At 70.7% G+C, this 14,224-nt stretch carries 14 protein-coding genes; 8 read left to right on the top strand and 6 right to left on the bottom strand.

The window, feature by feature from the left end; genetic code table 11:
- The first annotated feature begins 4 nt into the window (after window positions 1-4).
- Window positions 5-508, top strand: coding sequence for a hypothetical protein (locus HNR40_RS01905; RefSeq protein WP_184957910.1), 504 nt, complete (start codon window positions 5-7; stop codon window positions 506-508).
- Here the strand turns inward: HNR40_RS01905 and HNR40_RS01900 are convergent.
- Window positions 505-1,620 (bottom strand): saccharopine dehydrogenase family protein, encoded by a 1,116-nt coding sequence (locus HNR40_RS01900; RefSeq protein WP_184957909.1) that lies wholly within the window; start codon window positions 1,618-1,620, stop codon window positions 505-507. The genes HNR40_RS01905 and HNR40_RS01900 overlap by 4 nt on opposite strands.
- Window positions 1,621-1,755: 135 nt before the next feature.
- Here HNR40_RS01900 and HNR40_RS01895 point away from each other — a divergent pair, with 135 nt between their 5' ends.
- The 3 genes from HNR40_RS01895 (at window position 1,756) to HNR40_RS01885 (ending at window position 5,663) form a co-directional block, all read left to right on the top strand.
- Window positions 1,756-3,702, top strand: a complete 1,947-nt coding sequence (locus HNR40_RS01895) for a serine/threonine-protein kinase (protein WP_184957908.1) — start codon at window positions 1,756-1,758, stop codon at window positions 3,700-3,702.
- A gap of 54 nt (window positions 3,703-3,756) precedes the next feature.
- Window positions 3,757-4,731 carry a malate dehydrogenase gene (locus HNR40_RS01890; protein WP_184957907.1) on the top strand — a complete coding sequence of 325 codons (975 nt, stop codon included), beginning with the start codon at window positions 3,757-3,759 and terminating at the stop codon, window positions 4,729-4,731.
- A gap of 131 nt (window positions 4,732-4,862) precedes the next feature.
- Entirely contained in the window at window positions 4,863-5,663 is an 801-nt protein-coding gene (locus HNR40_RS01885) for a DUF11 domain-containing protein (protein WP_184957906.1), read from the top strand.
- Here HNR40_RS01885 and HNR40_RS56025 read toward each other — a convergent pair.
- Both HNR40_RS56025 and galE read right to left on the bottom strand, forming a co-directional pair.
- On the bottom strand, window positions 5,653-5,775 hold the full coding sequence (locus tag HNR40_RS56025; RefSeq protein ID WP_281395028.1) for a hypothetical protein: 123 nt from the start codon (window positions 5,773-5,775) through the stop codon (window positions 5,653-5,655). The genes HNR40_RS01885 and HNR40_RS56025 overlap by 11 nt on opposite strands.
- A 68-nt stretch (window positions 5,776-5,843) precedes the next feature.
- Window positions 5,844-6,791: a UDP-glucose 4-epimerase GalE gene (gene galE / locus HNR40_RS01880; protein WP_184957905.1), complete on the bottom strand. Its 948-nt coding sequence runs from the start codon at window positions 6,789-6,791 to the stop codon at window positions 5,844-5,846.
- An 86-nt stretch (window positions 6,792-6,877) separates the two neighbouring features.
- Here galE and HNR40_RS01875 point away from each other — a divergent pair, with 86 nt between their 5' ends.
- Window positions 6,878-8,194, top strand: coding sequence for a hemolysin family protein (locus HNR40_RS01875; protein ID WP_184957904.1), 1,317 nt, complete (start codon window positions 6,878-6,880; stop codon window positions 8,192-8,194).
- A 14-nt stretch (window positions 8,195-8,208) separates the two neighbouring features.
- The gene (gene trpS, locus HNR40_RS01870; RefSeq protein ID WP_184957903.1) at window positions 8,209-9,213 is read left to right on the top strand and encodes a tryptophan--tRNA ligase; all 1,005 of its coding nucleotides are present in this window, start codon (window positions 8,209-8,211) and stop codon (window positions 9,211-9,213) included.
- 21 nt (window positions 9,214-9,234) lie between these two features.
- Here the strand turns inward: trpS and HNR40_RS01865 are convergent, their stop codons facing one another.
- Window positions 9,235-10,542, bottom strand: coding sequence for a tetratricopeptide repeat protein (locus tag HNR40_RS01865; protein WP_184957902.1), 1,308 nt, complete (start codon window positions 10,540-10,542; stop codon window positions 9,235-9,237).
- Window positions 10,543-10,717: 175 nt separating this feature from the next.
- Window positions 10,718-11,314 carry an MBL fold metallo-hydrolase gene (locus HNR40_RS01860; RefSeq protein WP_184957901.1) on the bottom strand — a complete coding sequence of 199 codons (597 nt, stop codon included), beginning with the start codon at window positions 11,312-11,314 and terminating at the stop codon, window positions 10,718-10,720.
- Between the two features lie 74 nt (window positions 11,315-11,388).
- On the opposite strand from HNR40_RS01860, the gene HNR40_RS01855 reads away from it, so the two are divergent.
- The gene (locus tag HNR40_RS01855; RefSeq protein WP_184957900.1) at window positions 11,389-12,315 is read left to right on the top strand and encodes a GlxA family transcriptional regulator; all 927 of its coding nucleotides are present in this window, start codon (window positions 11,389-11,391) and stop codon (window positions 12,313-12,315) included.
- Between the two features lie 81 nt (window positions 12,316-12,396).
- Here the strand turns inward: HNR40_RS01855 and HNR40_RS01850 are convergent, their stop codons facing one another.
- On the bottom strand, window positions 12,397-12,903 hold the full coding sequence (locus HNR40_RS01850) for a MarR family winged helix-turn-helix transcriptional regulator (protein ID WP_221339887.1): 507 nt from the start codon (window positions 12,901-12,903) through the stop codon (window positions 12,397-12,399).
- A 62-nt stretch (window positions 12,904-12,965) separates the two neighbouring features.
- Between HNR40_RS01850 and HNR40_RS01845 the strand changes: the two genes are divergently transcribed.
- Window positions 12,966-14,159, top strand: coding sequence for an amidohydrolase family protein (locus HNR40_RS01845; protein ID WP_184957899.1), 1,194 nt, complete (start codon window positions 12,966-12,968; stop codon window positions 14,157-14,159).
- The last annotated feature ends 65 nt before the right edge of the window (window positions 14,160-14,224 follow it).

Raw genomic sequence — 14,224 nt, 5'->3', positions numbered from 1 at the left:
CGACGTGATTCCGAGTGAAGTATTGGACCGCCTCAACCCGTCGGCGGCGGCCGTGAGCGCCCGATGGCCGGTCGTGATCGGCATCGCCCTGACGCTGCTGCTCGCCTTCGGCTGGGGACTGATCCCGCGGATCACCCACCACGAACCCGACACGGCCAGCGCCAGGCTCGTCACCGACGAACTGGGCAGAGTCCACGGGCGCGTCGACGCCATGACCCACACCTTCACCAACGAGGCCCTCTACCCGATCACCCTGACCGGGGCGGGGGTGCGGGCTGAGCACTTCAGCGTCGTCGGCGCCGCGCTGCCGAAGGTCGTGCCCGCGGGCGGCAGCGTCGAGGTCGAACTTCTGGTGGAGTACACCTCCTGCCTGGAGGCGGCGGAGGAGACGGCTCCGGTGATCCTCGACGTGTCGGCGTGGTGGGGCAGCGCGCGGGTGGCCGCGAGCGTGGAAGAGGACGCCGCGCCCGTCCGGTGGCACGAGATGTTCAGGGAGTCGGGCTGCTAGGACTTCACCGAGAACGACAGCGCCCCCGAACGGCCCAGCCGTTCGATGAGCGGCGCGCCCATCGCCGCGGCCGTCGTCACCTGCCCCGCCACCTGGGGCGTGTCGTCGAAGGCCAGGCACAACGCCGCCTCGGAGACCATCGTGGCGGCCCCGCCGTACCCGGGATCGCGCCCGGAGACCTCCGTGACCACCCGTGCGCCGCCCCCTTCGCCGAGGAACGTCAGCTTGAACCAGCTCTTGGCCCGCTCCTCCGGAGTGGGACCATCGCCCGGCTTGAGGCGGTTCAGGAGCCATTCGCGCGTGGGCCTGAGCTGGGCGAGCATCCCGAGGGCCGTCGCGCCCCCGGCCAGCGCCAGCGCGCCCGGCAGGCGGCGCACGCTCATGTACTGGCGGTAGGTGAAGTCCGGGCCGTAGCGGTCGAGCGCCCAGGCGGAGCGGCCCACGATCTGCGGGTCGATGGTGGGCATCGGCAGGGCGTACCCGCCCACGAACCTCGGCAGGCCGGGCAGCACGTCCACGGAACGCCCGCGCGGCCGGGTCTCGGCGGCGCGGCGGCGCAGGCCCGTCTCGGCCATCTGCCGCGCCCGCGACATCGAGGTCACCGCCGAGTGGAACGTCCCGCCCGAGGGCCGCCCGCCGCCCCGCAGGAACGCGCTGACCTTGAGCGGCACGCCTTCCGGCAGTTCGCCGACCGTGTAGAGGACGCCGAGGTCGTAGGGGATGGAGTCGAAACCGCAGGCGTGCACGATCTTCGCTCCCGAGGCGGCGGCGCGCTCGTGGTGGAGCAGGTACATGCGGTCCACGAACTCCGGCTCGCCGGTCAGGTCGACGTAGTGGGTCCCGGCTTCCGCGCAGGCCGCGACGAGCGGCTCGCCGTAGCGGACGTAAGGGCCGACGGTGGTGATGACCACGCGCGCCTGACGGGCCAGCGCGGCCATCGAGGCGGCGTCGTCCACGTCGGCGACCAGCACGGGCACGCCGTGGCCGAGCGCCTCCAGCCGGCCCCGGTCGCGGCCCGCGACCGCCCAGCCGAGCCCCTCGATCCCGGCCAGATAACGGGCGATGAGCTTTCCGGTGTAACCGGTGGCGCCGAAGAGGACGATGTCATGCATGGCGACAGAATGTCATTCCAGTCAGCCGCCGAGAAGCCCGTCCGCGACGTCACGAACGGTTAACGGTTCCCTGAGAGCTTCATGAGCGTCGTAAAGTTTGCCTCGTTGGGATTTGTATACACGTGGGGATGGTCAATGCCGCAGATCGCGCCGCTCGTCGCCGGCGATCCCGAGCAGCTGGGCTCGTTCCAGCTGACCGGACGCGTGGGCGAGGGCGGGCAGGGCATCGTCTACCTGGGCGTCAACGAGCAGGGTGAGCGGGCGGCGATCAAGCTCCTGCACATCAAGTTCAGCGGTGACACCATCGCCAGATCCCGGTTCGCGCGGGAGCTCAAGGCGGCCGAAAGGGTCGCCTCCTTTTGTACGGCCCGCGTCCTGGAAGCCGACCTCGACGGCAACACGCCCTACATCGCCAGCGAGTACATCGACGGCCTCCCGCTGCGCGAGGTCGTCGACAACGATGGCCCGATGCGCGGCACCGCCCTCGACCGGCTGGCCATCGGCACCGCCACCGCGCTGACCGCGATCCACCACGCCTCGATCGTGCACCGCGACTTCAAGCCGGACAACGTGCTGATCGCCGCCGACGGCCCGAGGGTGGTCGACTTCGGCATCGCCCGCATCATCGACTCCACCGGCACGATCACCAGCCGCGCCATCGGCACCCCCGCCTACATGGCGCCGGAGCAGATCGCCGGCGACGACGTCGGCCCCTTCACCGACGTGTTCTCCTGGGGCGCGACGATCGCCTTCGCCGCGACCGGGGTCACGGTCTTCGAGGGCAGTTCGATCGCGGTGGTGCTCAACCGGATCCTCAACCACGAGGTCGACGTCAGCGCGATGCCCGAGCCGCTGCGCGGGGTGGTCGCCTCGGCGCTGGCCAAGGATCCGCAGGCGCGGCCCACGGCCGACCAGCTGCTGCTGCGGCTGCTGGGCCAGCCGGAGACCGCGGGCGCCTCCACGGCGGTGCTGTCCAGGGGCGCCGAGGTGGCCAGCGACGACACCACCCCGTTCACCCGGGTACGCACCACGCTGGCCGACGCCCGCAAGCCCGCCGAGCCGGGCGAGTCCGGGATGCCTGCTCCCCCCAGCCACACCGGTCACCCGACGCAGCCGCCGCCGGCCGTACCGGAGCAGGCGCCCACGAGCCTGTCGGAGCGCCCCCCGATGCGGCCGGCGCCGCAAGGGAGACGGGGCGGCCCGGGACGCTGGATCGCGGTGGTCGTGGCGCTGGTGGTGCTGGCCGCCGCCGCGGTGCTGGCGGTGCTCAACGACTGGCCGGTGGCCTTCGGCGCGCAGCCGCCGTCGGAGTCGGTGAACGGCGGGAACACGCCGCCCCAGCCGGGCCCGTTCACCTCCGTGATGGACAAGATCGCCAAGACCGGGAAGCTCACCGTCGGCGTCAAGGGCGACCTGCCGGGCATCAGCCTGAGCCAGGGCGGATCGTTCCAGGGTTTCGACGTGGACCTGGCCGGCCTGATCGCCAAGGCGCTGGGCGCCAAGGACGTGAAGTACGTGCAGGTCGGCCGCTTCGATCGGGCGACCGCCCTGAGCACCGGCAAGGTGGACCTCGTGGTCGCCACCTACTCGATCGACCGCGACGAGGAAGTGCTGTTCGCCGGGCCGTACTACGTCGCCCACCACGACGTGCTGGTCCGGGCGGGCACCGCCAAGAAGCTGGCCGACCTCAAGGGCATGAACCTCTGCGCGCCCCCGAGCCCGTCCACGCGCAGCGTGCAGGACCGGGTCGAGGTGACGCCCATACCCGCCGCCCACTACGCCGAATGCATGGACATGCTGAAGAGCGGCAAGGTCGACGCGGTCCCCGGCGAGGATCTGCTGCTGGCGGGGTTCGCCGACCGTGAGGTGAGCATGCGTTTCGCCGTGCTCGGCGCCCGGCTCAGCAGCCAGCGCTACGCCGTCGGCATGGAGCGCGGCGACGCCAGGACGTGCAAGGCCGTCTCGGGGGTCATCGCCGGACTGCAGCGCGACGGCACCATCAAGAAGCTCGTGAGCAGGCATTTCGGAAACGTGGATTTCAAACCGCAGCTGAACCCGACCGAGATGGAACCCTGCGGATGACGACCGGGTAACATCCGAAAGTCAATGATTCATCCTGCGAGTTAGGGGAAGGCCATGGCCACGCCCGTCAAGGTAACCGTCACCGGTGCCGCCGGTCAGATCGGCTACGCGCTGTTGTTCCGCATCGCGTCGGGGCACCTGCTCGGCGCCGACGTTCCGGTGAAGCTGAGCCTGCTGGAGATCCCGCAGGCGGTGAAGGCGGCCGAGGGCACCGCGATGGAGCTCGACGACTGCGCGTTCCCGCTGCTGTCGGGCATCGAGATCACCGACGACCCCAACGTCGCCTTCGACGGCGCCAACGTCGCCCTGCTGGTCGGCGCCATGCCGCGTAAGGCGGGCATGGAGCGCGGCGACCTGCTCGGCGCCAACGGCGGCATCTTCGGCCCCCAGGGCAAGGCGATCAACGACCACGCCGCCGACGACATCAAGGTCCTGGTCGTGGGCAACCCGGCCAACACCAACGCGCTCATCGCCCAGCAGAACGCCCCGGACGTCCCGGCCGAGCGCTTCACCGCGATGACCCGCCTCGACCACAACCGCGCGCTGTCGCAGCTGGCCGCCAAGCTCCAGATCCCGGTCACCGAGATCAAGAAGATGACCATCTGGGGCAACCACTCGGCCACGCAGTACCCCGACCTCTTCCACGCCGAGGTCGGCGGCAAGGTCGCGGCCGAGCAGGTCGACCACGAGTGGCTGAAGGACACCTTCATCCCGACCGTCGCCAAGCGCGGCGCCGCGATCATCGAGGCCCGTGGCGCCTCCAGCGCGGCGAGCGCGGCCAACGCCGCGATCGACCACGTCTACGACTGGGTCAACGGCACCGACTGGACCTCCGCCGCCGTCGTCTCCGACGGTTCCTACGACGTGCCCGAGGGCCTCATCTCCTCCTTCCCGGTCCGCGCCGCGGGCGGCAAGTGGGAGATCATCCAGGGCCTGGAGATCGACGCCTTCTCCCGCGAGCGCATCGACGCCTCCGTGCGCGAGCTCGCCGAGGAGCGCGACGCCGTCAAGGGCCTCGGCCTCATCTGAGCGTCCCCGCCGAAAGGCGCGCGTCCGTTCCGGGCGCGCGCCTTTCGCTTTCGGTACGGCTACCGCGTGTCGCGAGGATGATCACCCGCGTCAGCACGTTCAATTGAGGCGTACTGCACGGGGGGTCGTTCATGCGGCGCAAGATGCTCGCCGGGTTCATGGGAGTCATGCTGGCGGGCGTTCCGGGGCTCGCCCACGCGGGGCCGGGATGGGGCGCAGCCGACCTCTCCGTACGGCTGACCGCCCGCCCGGGTGTCGCCCAGCCCGGACAACCCATCATCTACCGGGCAGAGGTCGGCAACGCCGGACCCGGTGACGCCGTGCTGCCCGTGCTCAGGGTGACGCTGCCCACCGGCGTCGAGGTCGTCGGCGTCGACGTGGCCACCTGCGCGAGGGGTGTGAGCGCGTCCGAGGTGGTGTGCACCTCGCCCATGGACATCCGGGCGGGCGGCACCGGCGGAGTCACGATCACCGGCATCGTCCGGCCGGACGCGCGGGGCCCGCTGAAGGCGGCGGCCACGCTCACCTCCGAGGTGCGCGACGACGACGAGAGCGACAACGCCGCCACCGTGTCGACCGCCGTGGACGAGGGCGCCGACCTGAGCCTGAGCCTGTCGGGCCGGGCGCGCGGCGGCACGTTCGCGATGACCGCGCTGGTGCGCAACCGCGGCCCGCACATGGTCAGGGACGCCCGCGTTTACCTCAGGACGGGCCGCGCCAGGCTGGTGTCGGCGTTCGGCGCGCGCTGCGCGGCCCAGCCGGGCTATGTGGCGTGCAGGCTGCGGGCCGTCGGCCCTGCCGAGCGCCTGCGGGTACGGCTCACGCTCAGGGCGCCCAGGCGGCCGGTCAACGCCAGCGCCGGCGTGTACTCCAGCCGCCTCGGCGACCGGCGACCGGCCGACAACCGGGCCCGGCTGCGCGTCACGGCGTGAGTTGTTCGTGCAGGTGGCAGTGGGGAGGCGGGCTGGGGGCCGGAGCCGGTGGCGACGTCGCGAACACCACCCCGGCCGCGGCCAGCGTGCAGCCACCTGCGACGAGTGCCACGAAGAGCACTCTAGGTGAAAGCATCCTCACATTTCGGTATCACAGCACATATCCCGCGGGGCTATGGCTCATATGCGGGAAAGCGCACTCCAGGCGTCGGAGACGATGGTCGGCAGGTCGGTCCGCTCCGCCTTCCAGCCCAGCTCGGCGCGGATCTTCTCCGATGAGGCCACGAGCACCGCGGGGTCGCCGGGACGGCGCGCGCCGAGCTTCTCCGGGATCGCGTGGCCGGTCACCTCGCGGCAGACGTCGATGACCTCCTTGACCGAGAAGCCGGTGCCGCTGCCCAGGTTGTAGATCTTGTGCTCGCCCTCGGTGACCGCCTCCAGCGCCAGCAGGTGCGCCCTGGCCAGGTCGGAGACGTGGATGTAGTCGCGCACGCAGGTGCCGTCGGGGGTGGCGTAGTCGGTGCCGAACACCTGGATCTCCGCGCGCTCGCCGGTGGCGACCTTGAGCACGTTGGGGATCAGGTGGGTCTCGATGGCGTGGCGTTCGCGGAACATGCCGTAGGCGCCGGCCACGTTGAAGTAGCGCAGGCTCACCGCGCCCAGGCCGCGCAGGGCGGCGAAGGCGGTCAGCGTCATGTCGACGGCCAGCTTGGTCTCGCCATAAGGGTTGGTCGGGCGGGGCGGGTCGGTCTCCATGATCTGGTCGTGGATCGGCTCGCCGTAAACAGCGGCGGTGGAGGAGAACACGATGCGGCGCACGTCCTGGGCGTGCATGGCCTCCAGCAGGGCGAGCGTGCCGCCGAGGTTGCGCCGCCAGTAGAGCTCGGGCTTCTCCACCGACTCGCCGACCAGGGACTTGGCCGCGAAGTGCAGCACCGCCTCCTGGTTTTCCAGCGCTTCGTGGGAGTCGGCGATGTCTCCCTGGATGAACCGGGCGCTGCCGGGAACCGCGTCCCTGTGTCCGGTGGAGAGATCGTCGAGCACGGTCACCTCATGGCCCGCCTCGACCAGCTGCGCCGCCACGACGCTGCCGACATATCCGGCACCTCCGGTGACCAACAGTCTCATGTGCACTCCTGGTGAAATATGTTGGATTTTGTACGGCTTGCCGTTCAGCATACGCGGGAAACTCGTTGAGTACGCTGCCAACCACCATGTTTGACACCGTCGCGGCCAACGTCGCCCTGGTCCTGCTCTTCATTCTCGTGGGCGGCTTCTTCGCCGCCGCCGAGATGGCGATGGTCTCCCTGCGGGAGAGCCAGGTCCGCAAACTCGCCAAGAAGGGACGGCGCGGCGAGCGGGTGGCCAAGCTCGCCCGCGACCCCAACCGCTTCCTGTCCGCCGTCCAGATCGGCGTCACCGTGGCCACGATGTTGTCGGCGGCGTTCGGCGCCGACCGGCTCGGCGCGGCCCTGGGGCCGAAGCTGCGCGAGTGGGGCGTGCCCGAGGCCGTGGCGCCCGCGCTGGCCCTCGTGCTGGTGACGCTGGCGATCTCCTACGTCTCGCTCGTGCTCGGCGAACTGGCGCCCAAGCGGCTGGCCAGGCAGCGGGCCGAGGGGCTCTCGCTCGTGGTCGCGCCGTTCCTGGACTGGATCGCCACCCTGTCGCGGCCGATCATCTGGATGCTGTCCAAGTCGACCGACGGCGTGATGAAGCTGCTCGGCGGCAACCCCGACGCCGACCGCGAGCAGATGACCACCGAGGAACTCCGGGACATGGTCGTCGGCCACAGCGAGCTGACCCTCGACGAGCGCAACCTGATCGCCGAGGTGTTCGCCGCGGGCAAGCGGCAGTTGCGGGAGGTGATGCTGCCGCGGACCGAGGTGGAGTTCATGGAGGCCGACACGCCGCTGGCCGAGGCGGCCGTGCTGGTGGCGGCGCTGCCACACTCCCGTTTCCCGGTCTTCCGCGAGTCCTACGATGAGATCCTGGGCTTCGTCCACGTACGCGACCTGCTCGACCCCGTCCTCACCGGCCGGATCGAACCCATCAGCGAGCTGGTGCCCATCCGCCCGATCAAGCTGGTGCCCGCCTCGAAGCGGGTGCTGAGCACGTTGTCGGAGATGCGCGACGAAGGACACCACCTGGCCATCGTCGTGGACGAGTACGGCGGCACCGCCGGGATCGTCACCCTGGAAGACCTGGTCGAAGAGCTGATCGGCGACATCAGGGACGAGTACGACATCGAAGACGACACGGTCATCCTGCCCGCCGGGGAGATCGAGATCGACGGCCTCACCAACCTCAACGACTTCGGCGCCCAGACCGGCATCCGGCTGCCGGACGGCCCGTACGAGACGCTCGGCGGCTTCGTCATGGCCATGCTCGGCCACGTTCCGGCGGTGGGGGAGAAGGTGGAGATCCCCGGTTTCGAGTTCACCGTCACCGGACTGGACGGCCGGAGAATCTCCCGGGTCAGGGTGAAACGCCGACCGGGCCTGATCGAGTCGCAGGCGAGTGCGGATTCCTGACACAATTGCCAGCTATGGCCAGACCTCGTGTTCTCTCCGGCATCCAGCCCACGGCGGACTCCTTCCACCTGGGTAACTACCTGGGCGCCCTCCGCCAGTGGGTGACGTTGCAGGAGACCCACGACGCCTTCTACTGCGTGGTGGACCTCCATGCCATCACCGTGCCGACCGAGGCCGCCGCGCTGCGCCGCCGTACGCGGGTGGCCGCGGCCCAGTTGTTCGCCGCGGGCCTCGATCCTGAGCGCAGCACCGTCTTCGTGCAGTCGCACGTACGCGAGCACACGGAGCTGGCCTGGGTGCTCAACTGCCTGACCGGGATGGGCGAGGCGGCCCGGATGACCCAGTTCAAGGACAAGTCGGCGAAGTTCGGGGAGAGCGCGGCCAGCGTCGGCCTGTTCACCTACCCGATCCTGCAGGCCGCGGACATCCTTCTCTACCAGGCCAACAGCGTGCCGGTCGGCGCCGACCAGAAGCAGCACCTGGAGTTGACGCGCGACCTGGCCCAGCGTTTCAACCACCGCTACGGCGACACGTTCACGCTCCCCGCCCCGCACATCCTCAAGGAGGTCGAGAAGATCACCGACCTCCAGGAGCCGACGGCGAAGATGTCGAAGTCGTCCTCCAGCCCGGCGGGCATCCTGGACGTGCTGGAGCAGCCCGGCCCCCTTCGCAAGAAGGTGATGCGAGCGGTGACGGACACGGGCAGCGAGGTCGTCTTCGACGAGGCGAACAAGCCCGGCATTTCCAACCTTTTGCGGATCCACTCGGCTTTGACCGGGACGTCGATCGCCGAGCTGGTCGCCCGGTTCGACGGGCAGGGATACGGGACGTTCAAGAAGGAAGTGGCCGAAGCGGTGGTGGAGACCTTCACCCCGATCCGGGAACGCACCGAGAAGCTGCTGTCCGACGAGACCGAGCTCGACAGGCTGCTGGCCATCGGAGCGGGCAGGGCGCGCGACGTGGCCCAGCGGACCATGGTCCAGGTCCGCGACCGGGTCGGCTTCCTGCCCACCTCCTGACGCGGGTGCCGCCCGCGGTGATCAGGTGACCGCGCCGCGGGCGATGTAGAGGTTCATGCCGGTGAAGTCGACGGTGACGTTGTACGGCTTCCAGAAGCAGTGGGAGAACCAGCCCATCGTGTCGAACCCCGTCCCGTAGGGCCGGGGCACGTTGACCGGCTGGTTGGGGTTCGTGTAGCAGTAGACGTCCCTGGCGACGGCGCCGCCGACCCGGATCTCCTCCGGGTAGCAGGGATAGACCACGGCCGGGTGGCTCTGGGCGAACGTCCCGATCTGGCGGTCGTGGTCGGTGCGTACCCCCAGTTGCTTGGCCGTCTCCCCGCGCAGGCCCGCGGCGATCTCGCTGCCGCCGCCGAGGTTCACGCCCACCACCCCCGTGCGGGAGCCGGCCGCGCCCGCGAAGCTGCCCGTGGTGTGCAGATACTGCTCACGGGCCAGCCACAGCGGCAGAGGCTCGGCGCCGGCGCGTGCCTTCCTGGCCGCTTCAGGGGTACGGCGGCGCAGGATCAGCTGCCGGCCCGCATAGTCGAAGGTGGTCAGCAGGTGGTAGAAGACCCACGTGCCGATCAGCCCGTCGCTGTCGGCGCCGACGTCCTCGCCCGACTCCGTCGCCGACCAGCCCACCGGGACGTTGCGCAGCTCGATGCCGCCCAGCTTGAACGACTCCAGAATCCCGTAGTACGCCCAGATGGCGCCGCCCTCGAAGTCGACCTTCTGACTGGCGACCGGGCTCAGCCCCGCCTCCTTGGCCACCGAAGCGGTCAGGCCCAGATTCGGCGCGCCGGTGTAGAACGAGAAGCGCTTCGCCGGCCCGCCGTTGACCGAGGCCTCGACCAGCGGCAGCGGGTCCACCTGCTTCCACGGCACCCGCGCGATGTCGCCGTGGACCTGATACGCCTCGCCGCGGACCGCCGCGAACCACTTGGCGTAGCCGTCCTCGCCGGCCGCCTTCCAGTGCGGTGCCGACTGGGTGAGCTTGTCCTGCCGGATGTAGCAGTCGGCCAGGTAGTAGTGGGCGTCCTTGTCGCCGGGCGCCAGCCGGATGGCCAGCTTGAGGTACTTCTCCGCGTCGCCGAACTTGTTGCCCAGCAGCCCCACATAGCCGCGCTGGCGTGCCGCGTGCACGTTCCCGGGGTCCCTTTTCAAGATCTCCTCGTACGCGCGGCCGGCCTGCTCGAACTTCCCCGCCTTGAACAGCGCGTCCGCGTCGCCACCGCTGGCCAGCGCCGTGCCAGCCCCGCCCAGCAGCGGCGCGGTCGCGGCGGCGCCGGCCAGCAGGGTGGCGCCCCGCAACAGCGACCGCCGGTCCCATTTCCCGTCGTTAACCACGCCTTCTCCTTCATCGTCGTGCCCAGTCACAGTCAGCTCCGGCCGGTTCGTCCACTGTCGGCCGGTCGTGACCCCGCTTCGTTCGCGGCGTGTCTTGGTTGTGTGACAGTCGCGGAGGCGTGAGCGACGGGTGTGGGGTGCTGCAGGACGGTGCGGGTACCGGCCGGCGCGGGCCTCAGCGCACCGCGGACGGTGAGGACGGGAACGGCGCGCCGTGCCCGGGCACGATCGTGTCCGCCGCCGCCAGCACGCGCTCCCGGCTGGCCCGCAGCTGCTCGCGATCCGGCGCCACCGGGTCCTCGGCAGGTCCGTCGGGACGCCACCACAGGTCGCCGGCGAAGGCCACGACGCCGCCCGCCGTACCGGCGAGAAGGGTGATGTCCTCGGCGCTGTGGCCGGGGGTGGCCAGGAGCTTCAGGGACGGGGTCAGTTCGTGGCCGTCGGGGTCGCGGTCGTGCCAGGCGTGGCCCTGGTAGACGGCCTTGTGGTCGTGGACGCGGGCTTGGGGGAACAGGCCGGCGTTCATGATGTTGTCGGGGTGGTGGTGGCTGAGGATGACGTCGGTGATGTCGGCGAGGGAGAGGCCGAGGTCGGCGAGCGGCTTGGTGATGGCGGCCGGGTCGGCCACCATGCCCGGGTCGAACACGATGTGCAGGTCGCCGTCGGTGATGTAGGAGACGGTGGCGGCGACGCCGGGGCCGGTCGAGCTCGTGTAGCCGACGTGCAGGATGTGGTGGACGGCGGTGCGTTCGCGGGGCGCTTCGGTGCTCATGGGGCAAGCATGTCGGGATGACCGATGGCGAAAAAGTGGCCAATATGCCGTCGAAGGCGGTATTCATGCCATCCATGGGATTCACTACGGTCGCGGCCTATGCGCCTGACGGGGTGACGGCGCTCGGGCTGGGCGTCGTGGGCGAGCTGTTCGGCGGGTTCGACTTCGCGGTGTGCGGCGCGCGGCCGGGGCCGGTGCGGACCGACCTCGGGCTGCGGCTGCCGGTCGAGCATGGGCTGGAACGGCTGGCCTCGGCCGATCTGGTGCTGTCGTTGCCCGGCGACGCCTTCCGGACGACGCCGCCGGAGGCGGTGCTGGATGCCTTCAGGGCCGCCCATGAGCGTGGGGCGATCTTGGCGGCGCACTGTGTCGGCGTCTTCGGGCTGGCCGCCGCCGGGCTGCTGGAGGGGCGGCGGGCCACCACGCACTGGCGGTTCGCGGGGGAATTGGCCGCGCGGCATCCGGGGGTCAGGATCACGGCGGCCGAGCTTTACGTGGACGAGGGGCGGGTTCTCACGGGGGCGGGCGCCGCGGCCGGCATCGACCTGGGACTCCACCTGATCAGGCGCGAGCACGGCCCGGCCAGGGCCAACACGATCGCCAGGGAGATGGTCACGCCTCCGCACCGCGAGGGCGGGCAGGCGCAGTACGTGGCCGCCCCGGTCCCCGCCGACGGCGACGACGAACGGCTGGCCGGAGTGCTCGGCTGGGCTCGCGGGCACCTGGACCGGCGGGTGTCGATCGACGAGCTGGCTGCCAGGGCGTTGATGAGCAGGCGGACGTTCGCGCGCCGGTTCAAGGCGGCCACGGGCGGTTCGCCGCACGCCTGGTTGCAGGCCCAGCGCCTCGACTTGGCCGAGGAACTGCTGGTCACGACCACCCTGTCGATCGAGGAGATCGCCAGAAGGACCGGTTACGGCTCCGCCGCCCTGCTCAGGGAGCGGTTCGTGGACCGCCGCAAGGTCTCACCCCGCGAATACCGCAGAACCTGGTCCGCCTAGCGCACCCCGCGCTCCGGCTGGCGCCCGCCTCCCGACGATCAGCGTCGGCCAGCGCACCCGCCTGCAGGTGATCAGCGTCGGCTAGCGCACGCGTCGCCTGCCGACGATCAGCAGGATCTCGCGCAGTGCGTCGGCCGCCTGCCGTACCACGGGCTCGGGCACCCCCGCCAGCACGTCCGTGTTGGCGCGCACGGCCGTGTCCAGCGCCGAGGTGGCGACCTTCAGCCCCTCGGGGGTGAGCTGCACCCACCGGCTGCGCCCGTCGCCGTCGTCGGCCGAGCGCTCGACGTACCCGGCCGTGGTCAGCCGCTGGAGCACGTTGCTGGTCCCGCCCGAGGTGAGCATCAGCGATCGGGCCAGCTCACTGGGCTTCATCCGGTACGGCGGTGCCGTACGCGCAAGAGCGGCCAGCACGTCGAACTCCGCGTAGGTGAGCCCGAGCGCGGCCAGTTCCCCCTTGAGCGCCTGCTCGAACAGCATGTTGATCCGCGACATCCGCTTGCTGAGCTCGAGCCCCGCGATGAGGGACGGCGCCATGCCCGCCGCCTCCCAGCGGGCGGCCAGCGCGTCGACCTCGTCATGTTCCACGCGACCGAGAATACCGCTCACCATATTGCTTTTCTAAAAGCTTTCTCTATAGGCTTCGAGTCATGAGAATCCTGATCAAGAACGGGACCGTCATCGACACCCACCCCACCGCGGCCGTCCTCGGCGAGCTGGACGTGCTCGTCGACGGCGAGACCATCGCGGCGGTGGGCGAGAACCTGACCGCCGAGGACGTCGAGGTCATCGACGCCACCGGCCGCCTGGTGCTGCCCGGTTTCGTGGACAGCCACCGCCACACCTGGCAGGCCGCCTACCGCGCGGTGGTGGCCGACGGCGACATCCAGGACTACTTCCGCACCGTCCTGGGCGAACTGGCCCCCGCGCTCACCCCCGAGGACGTGCACGCGGGCAATCTGGCCGGGGCCCGCGAATGCCTCGACGCCGGAGTGACCACCCTGCTCGACTGGACACAGGTGACGCACACCCCGGAGCATTCCGACGCGCTCGTCGCCGGGCTCCGGGAATCGGGCATCAGAGCCGTCCTCGGTTACAACCCCCAGGATCCGGGCGACGAGGCCCGCCGCGTACGCGACACCCACTTCCGCACGCCGGGACGGCTGACCATGGCGATCGCCGCCCTGGGCCCGGAGATCGCCGGCGAGGAACGCGCCCTGTGGGAGTGGCGGCTCGCCCGCGACCTGGACCTCCCGGTGACCGTCCACGCCGGCAGCCAGGGCGCCGACAGCGCCGGGCGGGCGCTGGCGTTCCTGCACGGCAACGGCCTGCTGGAGCGGCCCACCACCTACATCCACGGCGTCGACTACGCCGACGACGACCTGAAGCTCATCGCCGACACCGGCGGCAGCGTCTCGATCTCGCCGGTCGACGAGCTGACGCTCGGCATCGGCTACCCGATCACCGGCCGGGCGGCCGCGGCCGGAGCGCCGGTCTCGCTCAGCGCCGACACGGTGAGCTGCGGGCCCGGCGACATGTTCAGCCTGATGCGCGCGGCCTTCGCGATGGAACGCGGCCTGGGAAACCTCGCCTTCACCACCCGGGACGTGCTGCGGATGGCGACCATGGGCGGTGCGCAGACGGTCGGTCTCGCCGACGTCGTCGGCTCGCTGACCCCGGGCAAGCAGGCCGACATCGTGCTCCTGCGCACCGACACCCCCGGCATGACCGGCACCCGCGACCCCATCGGCGCGATCGTCCTCAACGCCGACACCAGCGCCGTCGAGACCGTCCTGGTCGCCGGCCGGGTGGTGAAGCGCGCCGGAGCGCTGATCCCCGCCTGAGCCCCGGCGTGGCCTGCTCCCCGGGCGGCTCGGGGCAGTGCCACACTTGATCGCCGGGTCCGCGG

Origin of the sequence: Nonomuraea endophytica (assembly GCF_014203235.1) — a bacterium.
Taxonomy (GTDB): domain Bacteria; phylum Actinomycetota; class Actinomycetes; order Streptosporangiales; family Streptosporangiaceae; genus Nonomuraea; species Nonomuraea endophytica.
This window is presented reverse-complemented; position numbering and strand designations above follow the sequence as displayed.

Bases quoted from the DNA above. Each gene is read 5' to 3' on its own strand.
- galE (WP_184957905.1), bottom strand. From the start codon at position 6,791: ATGAGACTGTTGGTCACCGGAGGTGCCGGATATGTCGGCAGCGTCGTG.
- HNR40_RS01890 (WP_184957907.1), top strand. From the start codon at position 3,757: ATGGCCACGCCCGTCAAGGTAACCGTCACCGGTGCCGCCGGTCAGATC.
- HNR40_RS01900 (WP_184957909.1), bottom strand. From the start codon at position 1,620: ATGCATGACATCGTCCTCTTCGGCGCCACCGGTTACACCGGAAAGCTC.
- HNR40_RS01885 (WP_184957906.1), top strand. From the start codon at position 4,863: ATGCGGCGCAAGATGCTCGCCGGGTTCATGGGAGTCATGCTGGCGGGC.
- HNR40_RS01845 (WP_184957899.1), top strand. From the start codon at position 12,966: ATGAGAATCCTGATCAAGAACGGGACCGTCATCGACACCCACCCCACC.
- HNR40_RS01860 (WP_184957901.1), bottom strand. From the start codon at position 11,314: ATGAGCACCGAAGCGCCCCGCGAACGCACCGCCGTCCACCACATCCTG.
- trpS (WP_184957903.1), top strand. From the start codon at position 8,209: ATGGCCAGACCTCGTGTTCTCTCCGGCATCCAGCCCACGGCGGACTCC.
- HNR40_RS01895 (WP_184957908.1), top strand. From the start codon at position 1,756: ATGCCGCAGATCGCGCCGCTCGTCGCCGGCGATCCCGAGCAGCTGGGC.
- HNR40_RS01875 (WP_184957904.1), top strand. From the start codon at position 6,878: ATGTTTGACACCGTCGCGGCCAACGTCGCCCTGGTCCTGCTCTTCATT.
- HNR40_RS01855 (WP_184957900.1), top strand. From the start codon at position 11,389: ATGGGATTCACTACGGTCGCGGCCTATGCGCCTGACGGGGTGACGGCG.